The sequence below is a fragment of the Halobacillus sp. ABD4_316 genome (assembly GCF_056161385.1).
On record NZ_JBSWZA010000002.1, the window covers coordinates 310,764 to 335,466 of the forward strand.

The following is a 24,703-nucleotide window of genomic DNA, read 5'->3' on the forward strand; positions in this document are numbered from 1 at the left end:
ATGTCCCGTAATCACAACTATCCACTTTGGACGGAACTGCCTTACGCAGGAGAAGATCATCCTCCGAAGCTCGATTCCGGTGTTGAAGTGGAGGCAGGTGAATGGAAGACTTATTTTATTCACCACAGCCGCCGGCATGGGTTCAAACGGCTTGATGGACAGCCAATCCGTTTAATGATCCAGGACCCGGAAACGATCCACTGGCAGGAAGAGTTAAAGAAAGTGAAGAGAGTACTGGCAGGTTTGACGGACCATGACATCCGTGTAGCGAAATATTGGGGGGAGGGGCCGGCTTCCAAGCAGTGGCTTCCGATTGCTGATCGTTTGATCGACACTTATGGGGTGGAAGCTCCACGGGCTGCCCGGATGTTAGGGGCTTTGTTCAGTGGGATGAATGATGCGTTCGTCGTCTGCTGGTCGTTGAAGTATAAGTGGCTGGTGCCGCGTCCGAACCAGCTTGATCCATCTCTGGCCACCGTCATCTGCACACCGGACCATCCTTCGTATCCGTCCGGCCATGCAACCGTATCCGGAGCCGCAGAAGCTATATTAACCTACTTCTTTCCGGCAGAAAGGAAAAAAATCAGGGAGCTCGCGGAGGAAAATGCCCGGTCACGGCTGCTCGCTGGTGTTCACTATCCTGTCGACAACGACCAGGGCCTTCGACTGGGGCGCCAGATCGGCGGCATCGTTGTTGAAGAATTGAAGAAGGATCAAGTCCGGGGTGTCCCGCTCGATCGACCTTTCACCCAGTATAGAAATGCGGACGTGTACCCTGCGGATTATACGCAGGCCATACCCTTTGATTATGATCAGCGGTGCCGGTCCCTGCTTCTCAGCGAAGACGATGAATCCTCGTCCTATACGGAATGGATTGATCCAAAGCTCTTTTTTTAATATGGATGAGAGAGAACAGCCGGACGGCTGTTCTTTTTGTATGGGAAAAAAGAGACAAGTTCCCCTGGAGGACCTGCATATATATGTAAGGAACATCTACAGGAGGGATAAACATGGAAGCATGGATATGGTCGGCGAAGAAAATCGGTCTGATCGGGGGTGCCCTTGTTATAGCACTGGCCGCCTATTTTATCGGATCATTCTTTTGGAAAAGTGCCGTCTCGACAACGACAGCCCCGTCAGGTGGAGAACCGCGGGGGGTCCAGCTTGTAACAGGGGAATTCAAAGCCGAAAAAGCGGATGGCACAGAAATGGAAGCCTACCGATGGGACCCGGGAACAATTCTTGTTGAAAAGGGAGAGGATGTCCAATTATCCATTTATGGAGTGAATGGGAAAGAGCATCCTTTCTATATTGAAGGTACAGACATCAAAGGAGTGGTGGAGCAGGGCAAGGAAACGGTGGTGGATTTGAAATTTGATAAGGAAGGCATCTACCGGCTGATCTGTACAACGCATGCAGAGATCGATACCGACGGACCTATGATTGCCTACATTGTCGTTGATTAAATCTGCAGGGGGGAGAATGGATGGTTACTCTTCTTGCAGGTTCCATTGTCCTGGGATTATCTATAGCAGCCCCTGTCGGACCCATTAACATAGAAATTATCCGGAGAGGGCTGACCTTTGGCTTCTGGCCGGCGTTATGTGTAGGGCTTGGCGGGATGTCTTCCGATTTACTGCTGATGTTTGTGATGTTTTTAGGAGCAGGCACTGTGCTGTCATGGTCTTGGGTGCAGATTACTTTATTGCTTCTTGGATGTTTGGTTTTAACGCATGCCGGGTGGACAAGCTTCCGTAAACCTGTCGTAGCGGAATGGGACGCAGCGGAAGGAAACAGGAGCAGCCGTGGTGCCTCCTTGGTTTCCTATGCCCGCGGCGTGCTGATTGCCGGCACCAATCCCATGAATATTCTTTTCTGGGTAAGCATTTACGGATCTGTGTTAAGCGGTGCGCTGCAGAAAGAGGATGTTCTTCACTCTTTTTTGATCAGCTCCATGGTCTTTATTGGAATCGGATTGTGGAACATGAATCTCGCTTTTATTGTCCATTTCAGCAGATCCATCATGACCTTTACTCTGCTGAAATGGGTTCAGAGAACGGCCGGACTTGTTCTCTTTTATTATGGAGTGAAATTCGGATTTGAAGCATGTCTTCTCATTGGAAGATCCGGGTGGCTGTAGCAGACGGATCTATCAAAGCAGATCCTTAAGGCTGTCGGAAAGGTTTCCGGCAGTTTTTTGATGGATGAATCTCGTTCATCTCTCTTTGGGAACAGCTCTCCGGGGGTTCTTTGGTTTGTCAAAGCTTCTTTTGAAAGACGATCATGTCGATCCCCCGTATGCCGTTTTCATAGAACGGTTCCGGATAGGACAGGAAGAAGTCTTTTTTTATAGAATGAAAGCGGAAGCCGGCTTTCTGGTAAAACAAGAGGTTCTCAATGCTGGAGTTGGATGTTCCGGCGATCACCCTTGTTTTTCCTTTGCTCCTGTAAAAGGCTTCAATCTTTTTAATCGCTGCTTTTCCGATTCCCTGCCCGCGGAAAGCTTCCTTTAAAGCGATATTCTTAATTTCGATGGTAGATTCTTCCGGGAACGTACATACACATCCCCCTGCTGTTCTGCCGTCTACAGTAATCGCATAGAAATCGCCCTCGTTCATATACGACCGGATCAGCTCTTCGCTTTCATCAGCCAGCAGAAGGACGTCCATGTAAGCAGCGGGTTCTTTTTTATGTATCTTCACTTCATCGTTCAAGTATATCTGCTCCTCTCTACGAACATCCTGAGCATATGATAACATAAGACTAGTAGATCAAATTCTGAAATCTATCACTTTTCAGATAAGGAGTCGTGGATGATGGAGCAACAAGAAAAGGTTTTTGACTTAATCGGTGTAGGGGTAGGACCATTCAACCTCAGTTTAGCAGCACTTTCTGAGCCGCTTGAAGATGTAGAGGCTCTGTTTTTTGAAAAACAGCCCGCCTTTGAATGGCACCCAGGGATGTTGATCGAAGGGACGAAAATGCAGGTCCCATTTCTCGCTGACTTAGTAACGATGGCGGATCCGACAAACCCGTACAGCTTTTTGAATTACATCAATAAACATGGACGGATGTATCCTTTTTATTTTCTGCAGCGCCTGGATATCCCGAGGAGGGAATATAACGATTACTGCCAATGGGCCGCTGAACAGCTGACCAGCTGTGTGTTTGGAAAAGAAGTTGTGGGATTGACGCTCGAGGAAGAAAAGTCGTTGTATACGGTTGAAGTCCGTGATGTAGGAACACAGGAGGTTTGCACGTATTACGCAGAGAACCTTGTGCTCGGCACAGGCAGTGTCCCTGTGATGCCGGCCTCGTTCCGAAAAGTGGAAGGCGAGGGGGTTTTTCATACGTCTGAATTTCTATCCCACTACGACCACTGCAGGAATGCGGAATCGATTACAGTGGTCGGTTCAGGACAGAGTGCTGCCGAAACGTTTCGCGAACTTCTGAAAGAGCAGAAGAGCGGGGGCTACCGGCTGGATTGGATCACCCGTTCTGCCGGATTTGAATCGATGGAAGAATCAAAGTTGAGTCTGGAGCACTTTTCTCCGGATTATGTGGATTATTTTTATCAGCTTCCCCAAAAGCAGAAAGATGATATTTTTGCCGGGCAGGGATTGTATTACAAAGGAATCAGCAATCATACCATTAATGATATCTATAATTTGTTATACGAGCATTCGGTCGGCCGGGAGACATTGAACGTCGGATTGAAAGTGCTCAGTGAAATCAATGGAATAGAAAGAAATGAATCGGGGGGCTTCACCCTTGAAGGCCGTCATATTCAGAAGGGTGAAACATTCAGTCATGATTCTGAAGTGATTATTGCAGCCACAGGTTATCAGCCATATGTTCCGGACTTTGTCACGGAACTCACCGATCTATTGGTGTGGGACGATGAGGGCCGGTATAAAGTGACAGAGGATTACCGTCTGGTGCAGCAGAAACCGAACTCCAATCATATTTATGTCCACAGCGGCATTTCCCACACCCATGGCGTTGGTTCCACAAACCTCGGGTTGTCGGTACACCGGAATAAGGTGATTATTAACCACCTGACGAAGAGAAACGTTTATCCTTTGAATGAGACCAACGTTTTCCAAACCTTTGACGTCTAATAACCGAAACGGCGTGGCACATGCTGGACCATTTCATTGTATAGACAACCCTGTGATTTCTGCTTTGGCTGTTATGATCCATACGGATGGTTTTCCGGTGAAGGGGAAGCACATTTTTTCGCACCTATGACTTTATAGGATAAGAGAGGAGTTTTTCTGGTGAACAGAAAAACTCCTCTTTTTCATTCCGTCATAAGGTGAGGTCTCGAGGAGCGTTCGGTGGTGACGCCTGCGGGAACAGCACGGACCAAAGATCCACTTGGACAGATGGTTTTCCTGTCCAAGTTAGCTGAGGTCGTGCCCGCGGCAAGCATCCACCGATAAGCGGAACGTGGCCGTCAAACCTTTTATGTGGAAAGATCCTTACCTTTTCTTAGATAGGGAAGGGCATATAAGACTTTGATTGTGGTTTTTGTGTATAAATGTGTGTATATGATGTGTGTATATGTGAATAAAAACAGAAATTTTCAGGAATAGGTGTCAGTTATGCACATGTGGATAACTTTGAGCTGGAAAAGCTGGATGAATTGCAACAACAGCAGTCTATGAGATTACGACACTGTAAAATCGTCAGAATGTGGCAGCAACCTATTGACAGATGACTTCTAAGGGTTAATAATATTGTAAATATACAGACCTTATCATATTTATACATAAAGGTGGTTTTTTCGTTGAAAGCAGGAATTGTAGGGGCGACAGGATACGGAGGCATGGAACTGTTCCGGATCCTCAGCACTCATCCGCAGATCAGTCAAATAACGCTGTACTCCTCATCAAGGGCAGGAGAAGTTTATGAGGAAATGTTTCCTCAGTTTGCAGGGGGAAGCCGTCATGAATTACAGGATCTTGTCCCTGAAAAGATGAAGGAAGAGCAGGATGTCCTGTTCCTGGCAGCACCCTCAGGAGTGTCGTCGGAACTTACACCTGAACTGCTTGGAGGAAAAGCTAAAATTATCGATGTATCCGGAGATCTGCGCCTGCGGGATCCTGAAGCTTATCAACAATGGTATAAAAAGCCGCCCGCTCCTGTTGAAACCCTTCAGAAAGCTGTTTACGGACTTCCTGAATGGAATGCAGAAGCCATTCGTGCAGCCGGAGTGATCGCTAATCCGGGTTGTTACCCGACGGCTTCTCTGCTCGGACTCGGTCCAGTGATATCCGAAAACCTTGCTGACCCATCATCTATTGTCATCGATGCGAAATCGGGTGTTTCCGGAGCAGGTAAAAATGCCAATCCATTGACGCATTTCGCTCATGCCCAGGAAAATTTCCAGATTTATAAAGTGAATCAGCATCAGCATATCCCGGAGATTGAGCAGCAGCTTTCTGTATGGAGTGGAGACACGCGTCCGGTGACGTTTTCCACCCATCTGGTTCCGATGACGAAAGGAATCATGGCTACGATCTATGTAACATTAAAAGAAGAAAAGACAGCCGAAGAACTGCATTCTCTTTTTCTCAAATACTATGAATCCAAACCATTCGTCCGTGTGCGAAGGCCGGGGGAATTCCCAGCTACGAAAGACGTATACGGGTCCAATTATTGTGATATTGGTGTAACGGTCGACCCAAGAACGAACCGGGTGACCATCGTCAGTGTCATTGATAACCTAATGAAAGGTGCAGCCAGTCAGGCCGTTCAAAATATGAATCTATTATTCCAGCTTGACGAAAGAACAGGACTTGCGCCACATCCTGTCTATCCCTAACTAAAGAAGGAGAGAAATGATTTGATACAAGTGGATAAATCAAAGCAGATGGAAAAAGTAACGGGAGGCTCCATTTTGTCTCCAAAAGGGTACCGTGCAGGCGGGATTCACAGCGGCCTCCGCTACCGTAAAAAAGACTTTGCCCTTCTGCTAAGTGAAACACCAGCTTCTGCTGCAGCCGTTTATACCCAGAGTCATTTCCAGGCTCCTCCATTGAAGGTGACTCAGGAGAGTGTCAATGAAGCAGGGAAACTCCAGGGGATTGTCATTAACAGTGCTGTAGCGAACGCCTGTACAGGAGAAGAAGGTTTGCAGAACGCCTATGAAATGAGAAAAATGATCGCCGGACGCTTTGGTCTGCCTGAACATTTTGTAGCCGTCGCTTCCACCGGTGTAATCGGACAGCAGCTTCCTATGGAGAAAATATCCTACGGGTGTGAAACCGTTGAAGTATCGGAAGAGGGGTACAGCGATTTTCAACAGGCGATTTTAACGACAGATACCTGTCAGAAATCCGCCTGCTATCAGGTGGTGATTGATGGGAAAACCGTGACCATCGGCGGCGCATCCAAAGGTTCAGGGATGATTCACCCGAATATGGCGACGATGCTTGGTTTCATTACGACCGATGCGGCTATTGAACCCGCAGCGCTCCAACGCGCGCTCAGCCAATCGATAGATAAATCGTTCAACCAGATTACTGTGGACGGGGAAACTTCCACGAATGATATGGTTTTGACGCTTGCCAACGGCCATGCGGATAATGAACCGCTTGATGAGGATCACGAAGACTGGGATGCATTCCAAGCGACCCTTCAACTGGTGTGCGAGGATCTGGCCAAGCAGATCGCTAAAGACGGGGAAGGAGCTACCAAGCTCATCGAAGTGAACGTTTCCGGTGCTCGTTCAGATGAAGAGGCACGGATCATTGCTAAGAAGGTAGTCGGCTCAAGTCTTGTGAAGACGGCCGTCTACGGGCTGGATGCCAACTGGGGCCGGATTGTCGGCGCGATTGGTCACAGTGAAGCTGAAGTGAACGCGGAAGCGTGTGACATTTATATTGAGGATCAGCTCGTCTTCAGCAAAGGGACGCCGTGTCCGTTTTCAGAAGAGCAGGCAACGGAGGATCTGGACAATGAAGAAGTTCATATTTCCATACACCTTGATGAAGGAAATGGAGCTGGAACGGCCTGGGGGTGTGACTTAACGTATGACTACGTCAAAATCAACGCCAGCTACCGAACATAAACCAACCATTGTCATCAAACTCGGCGGCAGTATGCTCGATAAGCTGACAGACGATTTTTATGACAGTTTCCAGGAACTCCTTACCCATTACCGCTGCATCATCGTGCACGGTGGAGGACCTGCTATCAGCCGGCTGCTTGATCGTCTGCAGATCCACGGGGAGTTTATTGAAGGGTTGAGGAAAACGACAGCAGATACGATGGAGGCTGTTGAGATGACCCTCGGTGGTACCGTGAGCAGTCAGATTACAGGAAGGCTTGCCGGACGAGGGATAAAGGCTCTCGGTGTGAAAGGATCTGAAGCCGGATTGTTGACCGCTGACTTTGTGGACGAAGCACAGCTTGGTTTCGTTGGAAAAGTGAAAGAGATCGATCCATCCGTGCTCGATCACCTGCTTGAGGGTGGATACGTACCAGTCGTCGCTCCATTTGGAAAAACGACAGACGGACGCACGGTAAACATCAATGCCGATACCGCCGCCGCCGCAGTAGCAAGAGCTGTTCAAGCAGAAAAGCTCCTCTTTGTCACAGATGTTCCCGGTATTTTAGTAGAAGGGGAGCTGGTTGTGGGTACCACCCCGGAGGAAATTAATCAGTACATCCAGGAAGGTGTCATTTATGGGGGGATGATTCCAAAGGTGCAGTCCGCCGTAGAAGCCTTATCGGACCGGCTTCAGGAAGTGTGGATTGTAAGCGGCGGGGATCGTCTTGTACAGGGCAGCCATTTGAAAGGAACCTCCATCCGTTCTGGACGAAAGGAGACCGTATTATGAGTTTATTTCCGACATATAACCGTTTTCCGTTAACGATTGTATCTGGAGAAGGTACAAGAGTGACGGACGATCAAGGAAAGGAATACTTGGATTTTGTATCAGGCATCGCTGTCTGTAATCTCGGACACCGTCCACCCAAGGTCCAGGAAGCCCTTCAGAAGCAGCTCGATCAGGTGTGGCACGTATCCAACCTTTACGAAATTCCTGTTCAGCAGAAAGCGGCGGAGCTTTTATGTGAAGGATCGGGTCTGGATTATGCCTTCTTCTGCAACAGCGGGGCGGAAGCGAATGAAGCGGCTATTAAATTGGCCCGCAAGCATACAGGAAGGGAAAAGATTATTTCCTTCAAACAGTCCTTCCATGGACGGACCTTTGCGACGATGAGTGCGACAGGTCAGGCGAAAATTCAGGAAGGGTTCGGAAGTCTGCTGCAGACGTTCGAATACTTCCCTTACAATGACAAGGAAGCCATTGAGCGCGTTCATGATGGTTCAGTTGCCGCCATCATGGTTGAGGTGATCCAAGGGGAAGGGGGCATCATCCCTGGTACCACAGAATTTCTGAAGGCAGTTGAAGCCAAGTGTGACGAACTCGGGGCACTTATGATCATTGATGAAGTACAGACAGGGATCGGCAGGACAGGGAAATCGTTCGCCTACCAGCATCATGGTCTGAACCCGGATATCGTAACGACAGCGAAGGGGCTTGGCAGTGGGTTTCCGGTCGGAGCCATGATCGGAAAAGAAGAACTGGCTCCTTCCTTTTCAGCCGGGTCCCACGGCTCTACATTTGGCGGAAACCCGCTGGCTTCTGCCGCTGTGCAGGCGACGCTGGAAGAGATTTTTGTTTCTTCCTTCTTATCCGACGTAGAGGAGAAGGGACGCACGTTCGTCCAAGCGCTCCAAGAAGAGCTTGGCTCTTTAAACAGCGTCAAGGATATCCGTGGAAAAGGATTGATGATCGGAGTGGAGGTGGACACGCCGGCCATTGAGCTCGTCCACTCCCTCAGAGGCAGAGGACTGCTGGCTGTTGTAGCCGGGCCGAATGTCCTGAGACTGCTTCCCCCATTAACGGTGGAAACGGACGAACTGCAGCGGGCGGCCGCTTTGATCAAGGCATCCCTTGTGGAACAGGAAAAAAACCTGCAGAACGCCTAATAGATGAGACGGTGACTTCTAAGCGCCGTCTTTTCCAGACACTCAATGTATAAAAATTCAGTGTATATAATAAATATTCATTCAGCGAGGTGAAGGGCATGGAAAGTTACCTACATTTGCAAGACGGCCGGACATTTAAAGGAAAGGCTTCTTCGACGTTACAAGAACCGATGCAGGGGGAGATTGTTTTCTTCACCGGCATGACCGGATATCAGGAAGTTCTTACAGATCCCTCCTACAAAGATCAGATCGTCGTTTTCACGTATCCACTCATTGGAAACTACGGCATTAATGAAACGGATGAAGAAAGCAGCGAAATTCAAGTGAGTGGAGTGGTCATGTACCAATGCACACAGCAGCCTTCTCACTTCCAGTCGACCCAGTCGCTCGGGGCCTATTTGGATGGGCAGCAGGTGCCCTATCTCACGGGCGTAGATACAAGGGAAGTCACGAAAGCGATACGGGCTCATGGAACACAACAGGCAGTTATGAGTCATCAGAATCATCACGACTTTTCCGAACCGTCTGATCAGCAGATATTCGCTGTACAGGGGGAGACGGTAGAGACGTATGGTGAAGGAAGTCTTCATGTCGCTTTAATCGATTTTGGTTGGAAAAAATCCATCCTGCAGGCTTTGCTGAAGCGCCAAGTGAAAGTTTCGGTTATTCCTTTTACACAGGTTGAAGCCGTTCATAAGGTGAAACCAGAGGCCGTCATTTTGTCCAACGGTCCCGGTGACCCGAAAGATGCTTTACCGAAGATTGAACAGATCAAATCCATTCTCGACGAGTATCCGTCCTTCGGAATCTGCATGGGCCATCAGGTCATTGCACTGGCCTACGGAGCGGATACGGAGAAGCTTCCATTTGGTCACCGCGGTGCCAACCACCCGGTCAAAGATGCCGTGACAGGGAAGGTTTTTTTAACGTCCCAGAATCATAACTACGTTGTGAAAAAAGACAGCTTATCACAGACCCCGCTGTCAGAGCGTTTCTTTAATGTGAATGATCGTTCGATTGAAGGGTTGATGCATGATTCAGGACGGTTGATGTCGGCTCAGTTCCACCCGGAAGCCCATCCTGGTCCACAGGATGCGGAATGGTTGTTTGATGATTTCATTAGTCTTGTAGGCAGCAAAGGAGTGAAGGAACATGTCTAAAGTATTGGTGATCGGATCAGGACCCATCATGATCGGTCAAGCCGCAGAGTTTGATTATTCCGGAACACAGGGATGTCTGGCACTGAAAGAAGAAGGTCATGAAGTCATCCTCGTCAACAATAACCCGGCGACCATCATGACGGATTATGATGTGGCGGATAAAGTCTACTGCGAACCGCTGACGGTAGCGAGTCTGGAAAAAATCATTGCGATGGAGCGCCCCGATTCTCTGTTAGCGGGCCTGGGCGGACAGACGGCTCTGAACCTCGCCGTCGAACTGGAAAAGGAAGAAGTATTGAAAAAATATAACCTCACCCTTCTGGGGACAGGGATCTCCTCGATTATGCAGGGAGAGGACCGCGAATTGTTCCGTGCTTTGATGAACGACCTTGATCAGCCGGTTCCGGAAAGTGAGGTCATCACTACGACGGAACAGGCGCGCGTATTCGCTGCGGAAGTCGGTTATCCGATCATCAGCCGCCCGGCCTACACCCTTGGGGGACGCGGTGGTGGAATCGTTCACGATGAGGCAGACCTGGATGAATTGATAGCTACAGGTCTGAAGGCGAGCCCGATTCATCAGGTCATCGTCGAAAAAAGCATTGCCGGATTTAAAGAAATCGAATATGAAATCATGCGGGACCATAAGGGGACGTGTATCTCGGTATGCAATATGGAAAACTTCGATCCCGTCGGTGTGCATACGGGGGATTCCATCGTCGTTGCGCCTTCCCAATCTTTGACCGATGATGACTATCAAATGCTTCGTTCCGCTTCGATAAAAATCGTATCGGCGCTTGAAGTCATTGGAGGATGCAATGTCCAGCTGGCCCTTGATCCAGTAAGCAAGCAGTATTACGTCATTGAAGTCAATCCGCGTGTCAGCCGCTCCTCCGCCCTTGCTTCAAAGGCGACAGGCTACCCGATTGCTAAAATGGCCGCCAAGATTGCACTTGGATACACACTGGATGAGTTGGAGAATCCATTGACAGGATATACGTACGCAAGTTTCGAGCCTGCTCTTGATTATGTTGTCGTCAAATTCCCAAGATGGCCGTTTGATAAGTTTCCACAGGCGGACCGTTCGCTTGGTACGAAAATGCGGGCGACCGGCGAAGTGATGGCGATCGACCGCACGATGGAGGGAGCGTTCCAAAAGGCTGTACAATCGCTCGATACAAAAATTCCTGAAGTGGAAAATCATTGGTACCATCTGCACCAGCCGACAGACCTGCGCTTTTTTGCTATCTATGACTTGATTCGGAAAGGGACGTCGATGGATAAAATCCATCAGGAAACACACATCGATCCTTTGTTCCTTCAAGTCATCCGTCATTTAGTCGATACAGAAAAGGCTCTTGGTACGGAAGGACTGTCACAGCCGCTGCTTCATCAGGCAAAAGTCTACGGGTTTTTGGATGACCATATCGCAGCGCTTGCCGGGTGTACAACAGCCGATGTGGAAGAGGCACGCAAAGCGTATGATATCCAGCGTTCCTTTAAACTTGTCGATACATGTGCAGCGGAATTTGAAGCCGCCACAAACTATGTATACAGTACATTTGCCGGTATGAATGAAATTGCACCGCTGCCTTCAAAAGGGAAGAAGGCGTTGATTCTTGGTTCCGGGCCTATTCGAATCGGTCAGGGGGTTGAATTCGACTATAGTGCGGTTAAGGCGATTGAAAGTCTTCAGAAGCAGGGATGGACGACGATCATGATCAATAATAATCCGGAAACGGTCAGTACTGATTATGAAACCGCCGACCGCCTTTATTTTGAACCGATCCAAAAAGAAATCATCGCTTCCATTGTGGAACACGAAAGCATTGACCTTGTCTTCCCTCAGTTTGGAGGACAGACGGCGATCAATCTGGCTGAAGACTTGGAGAAAGCGGGCCTTCCGTTAGCTGGCGTCCGCGCCGATGTGCTTGATGCCCTGGAGGACCGTGATAAATTTTACGCAGCGCTGAAAAAACTTGGTATCCCGCATGTGGCCGGAACGACCTGTCATTCCAAGCAAGAAGCGCTGGAAGCTGCGGATTCCTATACCTTCCCGCTTCTCTGCCGCCCTTCGTATGTTATTGGTGGTCAGGGGATGGTCATTGTACAGGATAAACAGGAGCTGGAGCAGGCGCTCGCTGAATCGGATGATCGTCATTATCCGATCGTTTTGGACTCTCTGCTCCAAGGGGCGGAAGTAGAGGTGGATCTCGTGTCGGACGGCCATTCGATCTACCTGCCGGACATCATCGAACATATCGAGCCTGGTGGAGTTCACTCAGGCGACAGTATGGCTGTATTCCCATCCACACTGGCAGATGCATGGAAGCAGAAAATCCGCACGTATAGTGAAAAGATTGCGGCGGAATTCGCCTATTGCGGCTTAATGAACATCCAATTTCTCATTCAGCAGGATAACGTGTACGTCCTGGAAGTCAATCCACGGGCAAGCCGTACGGTTCCGATCGTCAGTAAGGTCGCAGATATCCCGATGGTCGACTGGGCCGTCCGTATCCTGATCGATGACGCTGAATTCAGTCTGTCCCAACAGCCGGCTCCCGTTTTTCAGGAGACAGCTGTCAAATACCCGCTCTTCTCCTCCTATGCCATGACGGACCTGGATCATAAGCTTGGTCCAAACATGAAATCGACGGGAGAAGGCATGTGTCTCGGAACAACGGTCGAGGAAGCTCTTGCCAAGGTATTCGCTCATCTCCCTGATCTGTATGACGTGAAGGAAGCGTGTATGGTGGAACTCGAAGGAAGACACGTTCCAGAAGCTTCTGACCTGTCATTCGAGGAATGGATTACGAAAGAAGATGCGGCTGTTTATGTCAATGACCAATCGGGTGAGGAAGCAGAAAAACGCAGAATTACAGCTGTCAAAAACGGCCTGACCGTCATGAGCGAGGCAGCGACCTTTGATGCGTATGTGAAGGGGTTGGAATGCAAAGACCCTGTACCTGTCCCTCTGCCACAGCAATCCCTTGAAGGAGTGAAACCCCTATGAATTTAATGGAACAAATGCACGCAGCTAATGAATCCCTGCACGGCCGTCATCTGCTCACGTGGCTTGATTATACCCAGTCGGATGTCTCGCGGCTCCTGGCGGCCGCCCAGCATGTGAAGGAGAATCCTTACTCGCAGTCCATGAAAGGGAAGACGCTGGGCATGATCTTTGAGAAGTCTTCCACAAGAACCCGGGTGTCCTTCGAAGTCGGAATGGTCCAAATGGGAGGGCACGCCCTATACTTGAATTCAAGAGATATTCAAATCGGTCGCGGTGAAACGATCGCTGATACAGCACAAGTTCTGTCAGGGTATGTGGATGCGCTTATGTACCGCACCACCTCCCATGAGAAACTCGAGGAACTGGCTGCCCATGCTTCTGTCCCGGTCATCAACGGGTTGTGTGATCGCTACCATCCGTGTCAGGCTCTTGCGGACATCTTTACGATTCTTGAAATCAAAGGCCGTCTTTCTGGATTGAAAGTGGTCTATATCGGCGATGGCAACAATGTGGCCCACTCTCTGATGATCCTATCCGCTATGATGGGGATGGAAGTGGTCATCTGTACCCCGGAAGGCTATGAACCGGACAAGGAGCTGACAGAACGGGCACGGGGGCTGGCCGGCAAATACGACGGGAAAGTGACGATCGAACCGGATCCCAAGCGGGCCTCATGGAAGGCTGATGTCATTTATACAGATGTCTGGGCAAGTATGGGGCAGGAGGACGAAGCGGAGGCCCGCCTTCAGGACTTCAACGGTTACCAGGTCAACGATGCATTGTTGAAGCAGGCAGCTGACGATGTCACCTTTCTCCACTGCCTTCCTGCCCACCGGGGAGAGGAAGTGACGGCCGACGTCATTGATGGAAGCCATTCTGTCGTTTTTCAACAGGCGGAAAATCGTATGCACGTGCAGAAGGCGGTTCTGCAGGCGGTTATCGGCTGGAAATAAAAATGACATAAATGCTCCTCCCTGCACCGTAAGATAAAGGAATGGAACTTTATACTTTATCTTACGCCAGGGTGCATAAAAAGATAGTCGAATGGCTGCGAATATCATCGAACGAGTTATTTCTACAAGGGATTACAAGGTTTCATGTGGAAGTAGTCAAAGAGAGATCAAAATCAAAAGGAGTGGCCATGCAATGAGTGAGCAAGTGACAACAGCAGTGGAACCTAAGGTCGTTGAAAAGCCCCATTTCAAGGTGGTCGGTGTCTCTTGTCAAACGATGATGGATGAACGTGCCATCAAGGTGCCGAGGCTGATGGAACAGTTTCATACGATGAAACTGCCGAAAGTGAAGAACCGTGTCCACGCCCCCCGGTCGATCGGAATGTTTGTAGACCCGCCGAATTGGAATGAATCCAGAGATGCTTTTTATTGGATTGCTGCCGTGGAAGTTGAGAGTTTTGAGAAGATTCCACAGGATATGATTACTAAAACCGTCCCTGCTCACACGTACGCCATGATCGATTATGACCCTTCTATTCATGACTTTGACCCGTATACGTTTCTTCATCAATGGATTGTAGAAAATGGATATCAGCAGGTGGAAGGATTCGGCTTTGAGGAGTATCAGCCTTACACGGGACAGGAAACAAGATACTGCCTCTATCTGCCAATCAAATGAGGCTGGAAAACCACTCCGGCTCCCCGGTGTTTAAGCTGGATAAAATGTGGATTACCGCTCGGCTTTCTGCCGCAGTCGTCACCAAATGAGACTCAGAAAAAAAGGAGCTGATCTGTTTAAGCGGATCAGCTCCTTTTTTGTGCTTCAATGTTCAAGTCAGAAAGAAGGAAAGCATGAAATAGAGAACAGCGGCAGCACCGGCGGCAATGAGAGCGGGACGGAGCTTGAACCGGGCGTACTTCATAGGATTCAAATCCAGAATACCGGCCGTCGTATTCGTATCGTCACTTAATGGAGAAGCAAAAGCTCCGAACGTACCACTTGCAAAGACAGCTCCGATCACCATAGGAAGGGAACTGTCGGCGGCAGCAGCAATGGATACTCCGACAGGCATGAGGATGCCCCACGTCCCCCAGGAAGACCCAATGAAGTAGGAGATGCCGCAGCCTGCAATAAATGTAATCACGGCGACAAATCCTGCAGGGACCCAGGAAAAGGAGGAGGAAATCGTCTCCGCAAAACCAAGCGCTTCCGAGCCGGTGCTCAGCCCCCATACCATCGCAAGGAGGAGGATGACGCCCATCATATCATTCCCGCCGGCAATTAAGCTGTCCATCATTTTTTTCAAAGATTCCGACCGCAGCTTCAAATAGATGACAAAGGCTGTTAACGTAAGCACAACCGCAAGGACCATGGCATCAAGCACATTGGCGTTGATCAGAGCATCAAGTCCCTGGCGGCCGGCTTGAACGCCGAGACTGTACATGAGTAGAAAAGTCAGGAGAATGACGCTGATCAAAGGGACAATCAAATGCCACGGTTTGGCAGGAAGATCTTTCGTTACGGCCGGGTGGCAGTCCTCCCATTGATCATCCTCCGTCTGTTCCCCATGATTTTCAGCATCAGTGGCAGGCATCTTATTTTTATGAAAAAAACTTAGATAGAAGCCTACCCCGAGCATTGCAAAAGCGAAAAAGTTGTAGGGGATGCTTTGGATGTAAAGGCTGTAGGCATCTCCCTCCAGTCCCGCCTGTTTGAGTGATAATTCGATGACGGAGGTCATGTAGCCGACGAAGGCTGTAGCGATCGGAATCAGGACGACGAGGGGGGAGGCGGTCGTCTCGATGACAAATCCAAGCTCCTGTTTCGTCATAGGGATGGATTTTCTTAGAGCTTTCATGACAGGTCCGATCGTGACGATCCGGAAGCTTGGGGCGCTGAAGGTTCCGACAGAGGAAATCCAGGTCAGCATGAAAGCTCCCCGCTTATGTTCAATCCGTTCGGCCGCCTCCTGCACAAATCCTTTAATCCCGCCTGACATTTTAATCAGACCGATCAAAGCAGAAAAAGCATATAAAAACAGGATAATTTTAATGTTGCTTTCATCCTTCAGGCCGTCAATAATGAAACCGAGAGCCGTCAACATCCCTCTAAGCCAGTGGAAATCCATAATATATCCGGCAACAACAACCGCGAAGAGGAGACTTGGAACGACCTGCCTGGTCCATATGGCTGCGAAGATGACAACGATAAATGGAAGGACGGATAACCAGTCCATCATCGGTCCTCCTTTCAAACCTCTATTTTTCGTAGGTTGTGTGTTTCCACACGTGTTATACCTCCAGGAGCGGGAGAAATGGAATCATCATCTGGAAAAAGGGGGACGGGCCTTTTGTGGAGAATAGGAAAAGGAGAGAGAAAGGAGGAAGTCTATGAGTTTTATGACCCAGACGGTCCTGATTGAACGGCCGGTAGAAGAAGTGTTCCAAGCTGCCGTGGATTTTTCCAACAGTCCGCAGATTATGGAAGCGGTCGTTGGGGTGGAACTGCTGAGTGATGGCCCTGTAAGAGAAGGGTATAAATTCAAAGAGACGAGAGAGATTAGAGGCAGGAAGGTCTCGGCGGTCATTGAGGTCACCGCCTTGGAAGAAAACCGGTCGTATTCGGTGAAAAGTGTACAGAGTGGTCTTGACCTGCGTTACCATTATCAGTTTGAACCGGCGCCGGGAGGAACGAAGGTGGTCTTCAAGGGTGAATTGTTCACACAGGGACTGCGCAATACGCTGACCCGCCCGTTAATCAAACAGATCATTAAAAAAGAAGACCAGGATCACCTGCAGCACTTGAAGAAGTTTATCGAATCTTAAACGCAATCATGCTATACTGAAAGTAAGCTGTGGATCACACATGAAGGCCTCTCCATCAACCGAATTGGGAAGAGGCCTATTTTTTATACCGTGAATCATACACAACGTTTTTCAGATAGAAAGGAACGAATAAATCATGACAGATAAACAACAGGAATGGCTGGAGAGCTTATCTTCCTCTACGAAACAGGCATGGGAGGAATCCGGCTTTGATTCGTGGACAGCTGTGCAGGAAGCGTCTCTTCCTCCTATTTCAGCGGGGGAGGATGTGCTGGCAGAAGCACCGACAGGAAGTGGGAAAACCCTTGCCTATCTCCTTCCACTGATCGAGAAAATCGACAGCAGCCAAAAGCATACGCAGATCCTTCTCCTTGCTTCTTCCCATGAGCTGGTGATGCAGATCCACCAGGAAATTCAAAAGTGGACGAAGGGAAGCGGGATTACGAGCACGACGTTGATTGGCGGGGCGAACGTGAAACGCCAAATCGATAAATTGAAAAAGAAACCGCATATGGTGGCAGGGACGCCCGGGCGTGTCCATGAGCTCATCCAGAAAAAGAAATTAAAAGCTCATGAAGTAAAGGCTGTCGTTCTTGATGAAGCGGATCAGCTCCTTGTCCCTGAACACAAAGAGACGATCAACCATATTTTAAAAAGCGTCCAGCGCGATACGCAGAAGCTGTTATTCTCTGCGACTCTTCCAGACGAAGTCATCGACCTGGCGCAGACATTCATGGATGAGAATGCCGAAGTCATCCGCATTGATGAAGAGATAAAAAAGCCACAAGTGACCCACCATTATATCGTCAGTGAAGATCGGGAAAAAATTGAAGTGGTCCGGAAGCTGGCCCACACCGAAGGGTTTACCGGACTAGCCTTCATGCAGGATATCGCCAAACTGAACGTGATGGCTGAAAAGCTGGTTTACAAAAAGCTGGATCTTGGTCTCCTTCACAGTGATGCGAAAAAAGAACAGCGTGCAAAAGCGGTCAAGGAGTTCCGTAACGGGACTTATCCATTATTGATGGCGACAGATGTGGCCGCGAGAGGACTGGATATCCACGAAATCAATCACGTCGTCAATCTGGATATTCCGAAGGACCCGAGTTCTTATGTGCATAGAGCAGGAAGGACCGGCCGTATCGGGGCAGTGGAAGGACGCGTCGTTTCCATCGTCAACCCCGTGGAAGAGAAGCGTTTGAAAAAGATGGCTAAAGACCTTGATATTCCGTTAGAGGAAAGTATCATCTATAAAGGCCGTCTGCAGACCCGGTAGCAGACAGCGGGAAAGTTGCCTTTTGAAGGGGAGCATGGAATACTGGAAGTAGAATCATACCTTCACAAACCAAGGAGAGAATCATCATGATAAAGAAACTTGTCCTCTTTTCAGCCGCCTTGTTTGTCATTATTGTTGCAGCTACTCCTGTCTCTGCTCAGGACCTTTTTAAAGAAGGGCCGAAAGCCTCTTATGAAAAAGTCAGCCAGCATATTCAGGGATGGGTGAAGGAAACCGATTTTCAAAAAGAAGTGGAAGGATTCCGGTCCGACCTTCAGGACTTCTTTACGTTTATAGATCAAATCGAATGGACCTACCCGGATGAGTCTCCGTCGGAACAGGACGGGGAAGGGGAACAACCTTCAGCTGAGTCTTCCTCCTCTTCTCAACCGGATGGAGAGGACGAAGCCGAGCCGACAGCGGAAGTGCAGGCGCTGGACAGCTACACCCCCGGTGAATATGAGCGGGAAGTCGTTGTCCTTGTCAATAAAGAGCGGGCTGAAGAAGGTCTGCCGCCTTTAGAAATGCATGATCGATTGAGCGGCATGGCCGATGTGAAATCCCAGGATATGGCGGATAAGAATTACTTCAGTCATGAATCGCCGACATATGGAAGTCCGTTTGATATGATGGATCAGTTTGACTTCTCCTACCTTGCTGCTGGTGAAAATATTGCAGCCGGACAGCGGACACCGGAGGAAGTAGTGGAAGGCTGGATGAACAGTGACGGTCACCGGGCCAACATCCTTCATGAGGATTTCACTCATATCGGAGTGGGTTACGTAGAAGGGCAGGGCAGGTTCGGTACGTATTGGACCCAGTTGTTCATGAAGCCGAGATAAATGTGAACAGGAAAGGCTGCCGGGAATGTTCCCGGCAGCCTTCTTTTTTCGTCTGCGGTGTGGAAAATAAATGTGTACTTGTTACGCTGTAAGTATGGAATCATGAAGGTTCGTTGCGTTGGACACGGTGGAACTTCCCTTTCACCGTTGACCGGTCCGTTTGTTCTTCTGCAGCTGCCCACGTATGGATGAAATAGAAAAGGTACATGATCAATGCGGTGGTCCCTGTCGTCATAAACGTGATGGATACAGGGTCTCCCTGTACATAACCGGCGGCTTGGTGATAAAAGTAGAAGAGCATACCTGTAACGATCAAATAGGCGAACTTTTCCATAGAGGTTCGTTTCCGCAAAAAAGGAGCCGGGATCAAAAGAGGAGACCAGAAAAGCAGCGCCGCCCAAAATGACAGGCTCAGATGGATGCCCGTCCATATGGAGGACGGTGCCTCTTGGGCCGGGAAGTCGTATGCGGCGGTGGTGCCTGTCAGAAAAATTGCTGCGGTTACCGGCAGGCAGGAGACCGTAGGAAGCAGCTGTTTCCAGGAATGGCGGAACCAGCTCCCCCTTTTTGTAGTGTATCCAATCAAAGCCGGGGCTGCACCAAAACAGAGAAACGTCCGGATCAGCTGAAGCAGTCCTTCCTGATGGGTGAAACTGATAAACAAGGACAAAATCATGAGAGCGGCCGCATACGCCGTCCAGAAGATGTTAGGATGCACACCTTTTCCCTCCTCTTTTGTTTGTTTTACTTTACCCTGGCATAAAGGGGACAAACCTGTACATATTCAGGAAAGTATAAAGGAGGAAACATAATGGAACACCGTGAACTTTACCGTTATGATGCGTGGGAGCTTCGAAAGAAACTCCTTCAGAAAGAATGGAAAATTGAAGAAGTGATCGATCACTACCGGGCTGTCATCAACCGGAAAAACCCGGATCTGAACGCTGTTGTTCATCAAATCGAAGAGCCTGTGAACACCGATGGTCCATTTATGGGGCTCCCCTTCTTAATTAAAGATTTGAATGCCGTGAAGGGCCATCCGTTAACATATGGATCCAAAGTGATGGAAGGATTCAAGGCTGGATGGGATGATGAATTCGTCAAGCGCTTTAGAAAAGGAGGCTTGACCATCATTGGAAAGTCCAACACCCCTGAATTCGGCTTTACACCAGCGACAGAGTCTGTCCATCTCGGGTTTACGAAAAATCCGTGGAACAAAGATTTCTCACCCGGTGGATCGAGTGGTGGAGCTGCAGCGGCCGTCGCATCAGGGATGGTTCCTTTCGCCCACGCCAGTGACGGTGGAGGCTCGATCCGGATTCCTGCTTCCAACACCGGGTTGTTCGGATTCAAGCCGACAAGGGGGCGGACTCCATTCTCCATGCACTTGAACAGTTTTGCGGTAAGTCATGGGGTGACTAAATCTGTCAGGGACAGTGCAGCCCTGCTTGATATTTTAGAAGGCCCGCAAAAAGGGGATCTATTTGCCACTCCTGCGCAGGGAAAACCTTATGCCGGCCTGGATCATCGCGATCTGGGCTCCTTGAAAATCGGATATATGGCTGATTTCGGCGACGTTATGCCGATCAGTCAAGATGTTCAGGAAGCCGTAAATAAAACAGCACGGCTGTGCGAATCACTCGGTCATCACGTTGAGCAGGCGTACCCGGACATTGATTTGAACAAGTTTATGGATGCTTTTGTCGTCGTGTGGGTCGTAGGAGGCGCATTGGCCGTGAAAGAAGCGGCACAGATGAATGGGAAAACGGCAGACCGTCACAGCGTAGAACGGATGCTTTCCACCCTTATTGAAAAAGCAGAAGGTTATTCAGCTCTTGATTATGAAAAAGCACGTCTCTATCTGGCGGCTGAAAGCGCGAAATTCCATGCGTTCTTTGAGAAATACGATGTTCTCCTTCACCCGGTCAATGCTTCTTCCGCGCTTCCGCTCGGCTGTTATAACGGGGAAGAGAAGACGATTGATGAAATCCTTGCTGTTTCAGCGGCCTATGCCCATCTGGCCCCGGCAGCCAATGTGACGGGGCTCCCTGCGATGAGTGTGCCGCTGTATTGGAAAGAGAACCATGTGCCTGTCGGTTCCCACTTCACGGGCCGGTTCGGAGATGAAAAGACGCTCTTTAAACTGGCGGCGCAGCTGGAGGAGGCGGAGCCATGGTTCCACCGATATGAAACATTAATATAATAATGAAGGCTGGTGGATTCTCCCGCCAGCCTTGTTTGTTTTTATAAATCAGGTCATCTTCATCTCTGTATGCCGTGTTTTAAGGTTTCATGAGTGGTGGATAACCAGGAAGATAAAGGATATTCACAGGAAGAGGAGATCATTTTTCTAAAATAATAGTAAGAAATTTTATAAAAAAACGGTTACATAGAAGATTGGAGTTTTACTAAAAAAAAACCGGGGTATTTCCTGAAAATGTTCCCATACAAAAGACGATCAGGAGGTACCACACATGAAGAAAGGGAAAAGTTTACACGCTTTAATCATTTTAATGTTTACTCAATTTATATCAGGCGGGGTGACCAACACCAAAGGGATTGTCCTTGACCAGGTGGAAAATGATCTGGGTCTGGACATGAGCCAGTTTGGTCTTGTCGTTTTAATCTTCCAGCTTGGCTTTACGCTTGCCAGTGTCATCATTGGATATTACACAGACAAAAAAGGTCTGCGTACGATGACCATCATCGGCTCGATTATTATGGGTCTTGGATTCCTGGGGACAGGTCTTGCCCCCAATATTATGTTTTTCCTCGGTTTTTATATGATTGTCGGTTTTGGTCTTGGAGCGCTCGGGGTAGCTTCCAACGCCATTGTTCCCGCCGCTTATCCAGAAAAACAGAACCAGATGTTCAACCTTGCGATGGGTGTTTATGGTCTTGGGATGGTGATCTTCCCACAAGTATTGAACTTCCTTTTCCAATTCGCGTCCTGGAGATACTTTTATCTAGGCATTGCGGTTTCACTGGTTGCTGTCATTATCTATATCACAAGTGTAGCCTTCCCTTCAGGGAAAGCGGAAAAAGTCGATTTGAAGGCTTTTATTCCGATGCTGAAGGATGCTCAATTCGTTTTCCTTATGATCTTTCTCGTCTTTCAAGTATCGGCGGAAGTGTCCTTTACAAACTTCTTCCCGGTCTACCTCAAATCGCTTGATTTAGGAGGCATGGCAACGGCAGAGAAGGAAGATCTGGTAGCGGCTATTCTATCGATTTTCTCTGTTTTCTTCATGGTTGGAAGACTCGCAGCCGCCTATATTACCAAATGGGTGAACGAGCGGGTGATCCTGATCAGCTTTTCGGCAGGGGCGCTGCTGATGGTCGGTATCAGTTTCCTTGTAGCGGAAAGCTTCCCGTATCTTTTCGCAGGAGCCGGCCTGTTCTTCTCAGCATTGTTCCCGACAGCGACAGCGTTTGGGACGCAGATGTCCAAAACCAGCGGTTCTGCCTTAGGACTGATCTATATTGCTGCCGGTATTGGCGGGGGTATTGCCGGTTACATTGTAGGCCTGGCCTCTGAAATTTTCGGAATGGCCGGTGGATTCAGCATCGTGCTCGTATTCCTCGCCCTTATGCTGCTCATGACCTTCTTTATGAACAGTAGCAAATCCCGTCAGCAGCAGGCTTGATGTTTACTCCGTCTCCTTGAAGAGACGGAGTTTTTTTATTGATGTTGTGATATTCACTTGAATTTCCTGTAAAATTTAAGAAAGGAAAGGGTGGGAAATCAATGGATAAGTGGGTAGGGGGCATCTTTCTGGTCGTTCTTTTCTTAGTTGGATGTCAAACGGGAGAAAAGGGAGAAGATCAAAGGAGTGTTGAAATGCTGGAGGGGAGATGGGAAGGTTCCATTGAAGTGCCGGGACAGCCGCTGGGCATTGTTATACATATGGATAAACAAGAAGAATGGCAGGGAACCATCAGCATCCCTGCCCAAAACGTGGAGGATTTCGTCTTGTCGGATATTACGGCAGGCGGGGAGGAAGTGGCTTTCACGATGCCGGTACCGGGTCAATCCATTCAATTCAATGGACAATTAACAAAAGGGGAGCTTGCGGGGACATTTACCCAGGGAGGACAGTCCTATCGTTTCCAAATGCAGAAAAAAGAAGCGGCCCCTGAAGAAGAGGGGGAGTTTCTGAGTATAGAGACGGATTCCGGCACCCTCTACGGGGAGTTGGTGATGCCTGAAGGGCTGGAACAGGCGCCGGTGGCTCTGCTCATTCCCGGATCAGGCCCGACGGATCGTAACGGAAATTCGCAGGGCGTGCAGGGGAGGAATGACAGTCTGAAAATGCTTGCCGCGACACTTGCGGAATCCGGGGTCGCTTCTGTTCGCTATGATAAGCGGGGCGCGGGGAAGAACCGTGAGGCCGTTATGGATAATCAAAACATGAGGTTTGAAGTGTTTGTTCATGATGCCAGCCAATGGATCGACAAACTCTCCAGGGATGACAGGTTTACGAAAACAGCGGTCATCGGGCACAGTCAGGGATCACTTGTCGGCATGATGGCCGCTGAGGGCCATCCGGTGGACGCTTATGTCTCCCTTGCAGGCGCCGGCCAGCCGATTGATCGAGTGCTTGAAAACCAGCTCGAGGAGAGTCTGCCAGAGGATTTATATAAGGAAAGTCTGGATGTGTTGGAGAAGTTGAGGAATGGAGAGGATGCCGGGAGGGTGAGTTCTCCCCTGCAGAGCTTATTCGCTTCTGACCTTCAGCCGTTTCTCCGTTCTTGGATGAGCTATGATCCAGCCGGCCGGATCAGTGAGCTGGATATGCCGGTGCTCCTTGTGAACGGTACCCATGATGTTCAGATTCCGGTAGCGGAAGCTGAGCGTTTAAAGAAAGCGGCACCGGAGTCGGAGCTTCTTCTGGTGGAAGGGATGAATCATGTATTGAAGGAAGCTCCTGAAGACCGTGAAGGAAATCTGGAAACATATACAGACCCGGACCTTCCGCTGCCGGAGTCCTTCACTGATCCATTGATCACTTTTTTACAGAACAACGGTTTTTGATAATCATGATGAAATCCACTCAATGCCAGACGATTTTCTATAACAGCATAGCTGCCTTTCTTCTAATATCTTTTGAAGCAGTAACCTGCCTGGCCCATTTTAACAAGCAGGCAGGAGACGGCTGGCGATGACACCAACACAAGAAAAGAGGGATTTTTTATCATTGAAGGTTCAGATCTTATTATGCAACTCTATGTCTATATAGGTATTGGCGGGCTGATGACAGGTTTGATGACTTACCTGATTATACGAGGTATTATTAGAAAAAAGCCCTTTGGTGTATGGATCATAATCTTTGCAGGATTCACAATAGCTTTCGGGATTTCAACTACCCTCACGGGCATTTTCGACATCCAATCAACAAAGTCTATCCTCCAAACTGACGAAAGTGGAGTTTTATTAGACCAGTTAACACCCAACAGCATCAGCCTGCCGGTATTATATATATTCCTCAGCATGCAAACCCTTTTGGGATACACTCTTACCCGCAAGCATGAAAAGGAAAAGGCTGCCCGAAAAAAAGAAAAACAGGACCGGCCGGTCAATGATAAAGTATGAAAAAAGCATGGAAGGAACCCTGGGGTTCCTTCC

General features: G+C 49.0%; 22 protein-coding genes. 19 read left to right on the forward strand and 3 right to left on the reverse strand.

Features of this window, described 5'->3' with window-relative positions; translation table 11 throughout:
• From ACXAJH_RS08650 to ACXAJH_RS08660, 3 genes are all read left to right on the forward strand, one after another.
• Entirely contained in the window at positions 1 to 897 is an 897-nt protein-coding gene (locus ACXAJH_RS08650; RefSeq protein WP_474993647.1) for a vanadium-dependent haloperoxidase, read from the forward strand.
• A 113-nt stretch (positions 898 to 1,010) separates the two neighbouring features.
• The gene (locus ACXAJH_RS08655) at positions 1,011 to 1,466 is read left to right on the forward strand and encodes a cupredoxin domain-containing protein (protein WP_474993649.1); all 456 of its coding nucleotides are present in this window, start codon (positions 1,011 to 1,013) and stop codon (positions 1,464 to 1,466) included.
• Positions 1,467 to 1,486: 20 nt separating this feature from the next.
• Positions 1,487 to 2,140: a LysE family translocator gene (locus ACXAJH_RS08660; protein WP_474969915.1), complete on the forward strand. Its 654-nt coding sequence runs from the start codon at positions 1,487 to 1,489 to the stop codon at positions 2,138 to 2,140.
• A 118-nt stretch (positions 2,141 to 2,258) separates the two neighbouring features.
• Here ACXAJH_RS08660 and ACXAJH_RS08665 read toward each other — a convergent pair whose 3' ends face one another.
• Positions 2,259 to 2,714, reverse strand: coding sequence for a GNAT family N-acetyltransferase (locus ACXAJH_RS08665; RefSeq protein ID WP_474970777.1), 456 nt, complete (start codon positions 2,712 to 2,714; stop codon positions 2,259 to 2,261).
• A gap of 102 nt (positions 2,715 to 2,816) precedes the next feature.
• Between ACXAJH_RS08665 and ACXAJH_RS08670 the strand changes: the two genes are divergently transcribed.
• The 9 genes from ACXAJH_RS08670 (at position 2,817) to ACXAJH_RS08710 (ending at position 14,812) form a co-directional block, all read left to right on the forward strand.
• Complete coding sequence (locus ACXAJH_RS08670) at positions 2,817 to 4,121, forward strand: lysine N(6)-hydroxylase/L-ornithine N(5)-oxygenase family protein (protein ID WP_474970778.1); 1,305 nt, start codon at positions 2,817 to 2,819, stop codon at positions 4,119 to 4,121.
• Between the two features lie 671 nt (positions 4,122 to 4,792).
• On the forward strand, positions 4,793 to 5,830 hold the full coding sequence (argC, locus tag ACXAJH_RS08675; protein WP_474970779.1) for an N-acetyl-gamma-glutamyl-phosphate reductase: 1,038 nt from the start codon (positions 4,793 to 4,795) through the stop codon (positions 5,828 to 5,830).
• 21 nt (positions 5,831 to 5,851) lie between these two features.
• On the forward strand, positions 5,852 to 7,078 hold the full coding sequence (gene argJ / locus ACXAJH_RS08680) for a bifunctional ornithine acetyltransferase/N-acetylglutamate synthase (RefSeq protein ID WP_474969911.1): 1,227 nt from the start codon (positions 5,852 to 5,854) through the stop codon (positions 7,076 to 7,078).
• Positions 7,041 to 7,850: an acetylglutamate kinase gene (argB, locus tag ACXAJH_RS08685; protein ID WP_474993651.1), complete on the forward strand. Its 810-nt coding sequence runs from the start codon at positions 7,041 to 7,043 to the stop codon at positions 7,848 to 7,850. The genes argJ and argB overlap by 38 nt, the downstream gene beginning before the upstream one ends.
• The gene (locus ACXAJH_RS08690) at positions 7,847 to 9,007 is read left to right on the forward strand and encodes an acetylornithine transaminase (protein ID WP_474993653.1); all 1,161 of its coding nucleotides are present in this window, start codon (positions 7,847 to 7,849) and stop codon (positions 9,005 to 9,007) included. The genes argB and ACXAJH_RS08690 overlap by 4 nt, the downstream gene beginning before the upstream one ends.
• A 98-nt stretch (positions 9,008 to 9,105) precedes the next feature.
• A complete protein-coding gene (locus tag ACXAJH_RS08695) occupies positions 9,106 to 10,167 on the forward strand; it encodes a carbamoyl phosphate synthase small subunit (protein ID WP_474969908.1) in 1,062 nt (353 codons plus the stop codon).
• Positions 10,160 to 13,180, forward strand: coding sequence for a carbamoyl phosphate synthase large subunit (locus ACXAJH_RS08700; RefSeq protein ID WP_474970782.1), 3,021 nt, complete (start codon positions 10,160 to 10,162; stop codon positions 13,178 to 13,180). Before ACXAJH_RS08695 ends, ACXAJH_RS08700 begins: the two co-directional genes overlap by 8 nt.
• Positions 13,177 to 14,133 carry an ornithine carbamoyltransferase gene (argF, locus tag ACXAJH_RS08705; protein ID WP_474969906.1) on the forward strand — a complete coding sequence of 319 codons (957 nt, stop codon included), beginning with the start codon at positions 13,177 to 13,179 and terminating at the stop codon, positions 14,131 to 14,133. Before ACXAJH_RS08700 ends, argF begins: the two co-directional genes overlap by 4 nt.
• Before the next feature lie 193 nt (positions 14,134 to 14,326).
• Complete coding sequence (locus ACXAJH_RS08710) at positions 14,327 to 14,812, forward strand: GyrI-like domain-containing protein (RefSeq protein WP_474969905.1); 486 nt, start codon at positions 14,327 to 14,329, stop codon at positions 14,810 to 14,812.
• Between the two features lie 151 nt (positions 14,813 to 14,963).
• On the opposite strand, the gene ACXAJH_RS08715 is transcribed toward ACXAJH_RS08710, so the two are convergent.
• The gene (locus ACXAJH_RS08715) at positions 14,964 to 16,370 is read right to left on the reverse strand and encodes a Na+/H+ antiporter NhaC family protein (RefSeq protein ID WP_474993655.1); all 1,407 of its coding nucleotides are present in this window, start codon (positions 16,368 to 16,370) and stop codon (positions 14,964 to 14,966) included.
• A gap of 154 nt (positions 16,371 to 16,524) precedes the next feature.
• On the opposite strand from ACXAJH_RS08715, the gene ACXAJH_RS08720 reads away from it, so the two are divergent.
• The 3 genes from ACXAJH_RS08720 (at position 16,525) to ACXAJH_RS08730 (ending at position 19,077) form a co-directional block, all read left to right on the forward strand.
• Positions 16,525 to 16,959, forward strand: a complete 435-nt coding sequence (locus tag ACXAJH_RS08720; protein WP_474993657.1) for an SRPBCC family protein — start codon at positions 16,525 to 16,527, stop codon at positions 16,957 to 16,959.
• 136 nt (positions 16,960 to 17,095) lie between these two features.
• Positions 17,096 to 18,235: a DEAD/DEAH box helicase gene (locus ACXAJH_RS08725; RefSeq protein ID WP_474993659.1), complete on the forward strand. Its 1,140-nt coding sequence runs from the start codon at positions 17,096 to 17,098 to the stop codon at positions 18,233 to 18,235.
• 86 nt (positions 18,236 to 18,321) lie between these two features.
• On the forward strand, positions 18,322 to 19,077 hold the full coding sequence (locus ACXAJH_RS08730) for a CAP domain-containing protein (RefSeq protein ID WP_474993661.1): 756 nt from the start codon (positions 18,322 to 18,324) through the stop codon (positions 19,075 to 19,077).
• Between the two features lie 100 nt (positions 19,078 to 19,177).
• On the opposite strand, the gene ACXAJH_RS08735 is transcribed toward ACXAJH_RS08730, so the two are convergent.
• Positions 19,178 to 19,795 carry a hypothetical protein gene (locus ACXAJH_RS08735; RefSeq protein ID WP_474993663.1) on the reverse strand — a complete coding sequence of 206 codons (618 nt, stop codon included), beginning with the start codon at positions 19,793 to 19,795 and terminating at the stop codon, positions 19,178 to 19,180.
• 93 nt (positions 19,796 to 19,888) lie between these two features.
• Here ACXAJH_RS08735 and ACXAJH_RS08740 point away from each other — a divergent pair, with 93 nt between their 5' ends.
• From ACXAJH_RS08740 to ACXAJH_RS08755, 4 genes are all read left to right on the forward strand, one after another.
• Positions 19,889 to 21,280: an amidase gene (locus tag ACXAJH_RS08740; RefSeq protein WP_474993665.1), complete on the forward strand. Its 1,392-nt coding sequence runs from the start codon at positions 19,889 to 19,891 to the stop codon at positions 21,278 to 21,280.
• A 271-nt stretch (positions 21,281 to 21,551) separates the two neighbouring features.
• On the forward strand, positions 21,552 to 22,724 hold the full coding sequence (locus tag ACXAJH_RS08745) for an MFS transporter (RefSeq protein ID WP_474969899.1): 1,173 nt from the start codon (positions 21,552 to 21,554) through the stop codon (positions 22,722 to 22,724).
• A gap of 101 nt (positions 22,725 to 22,825) precedes the next feature.
• Positions 22,826 to 24,112 (forward strand): alpha/beta hydrolase family protein, encoded by a 1,287-nt coding sequence (locus tag ACXAJH_RS08750; protein ID WP_474993667.1) that lies wholly within the window; start codon positions 22,826 to 22,828, stop codon positions 24,110 to 24,112.
• A gap of 183 nt (positions 24,113 to 24,295) precedes the next feature.
• Positions 24,296 to 24,670 (forward strand): hypothetical protein, encoded by a 375-nt coding sequence (locus ACXAJH_RS08755; RefSeq protein ID WP_474993669.1) that lies wholly within the window; start codon positions 24,296 to 24,298, stop codon positions 24,668 to 24,670.
• Positions 24,671 to 24,703: the final 33 nt, after the last annotated feature.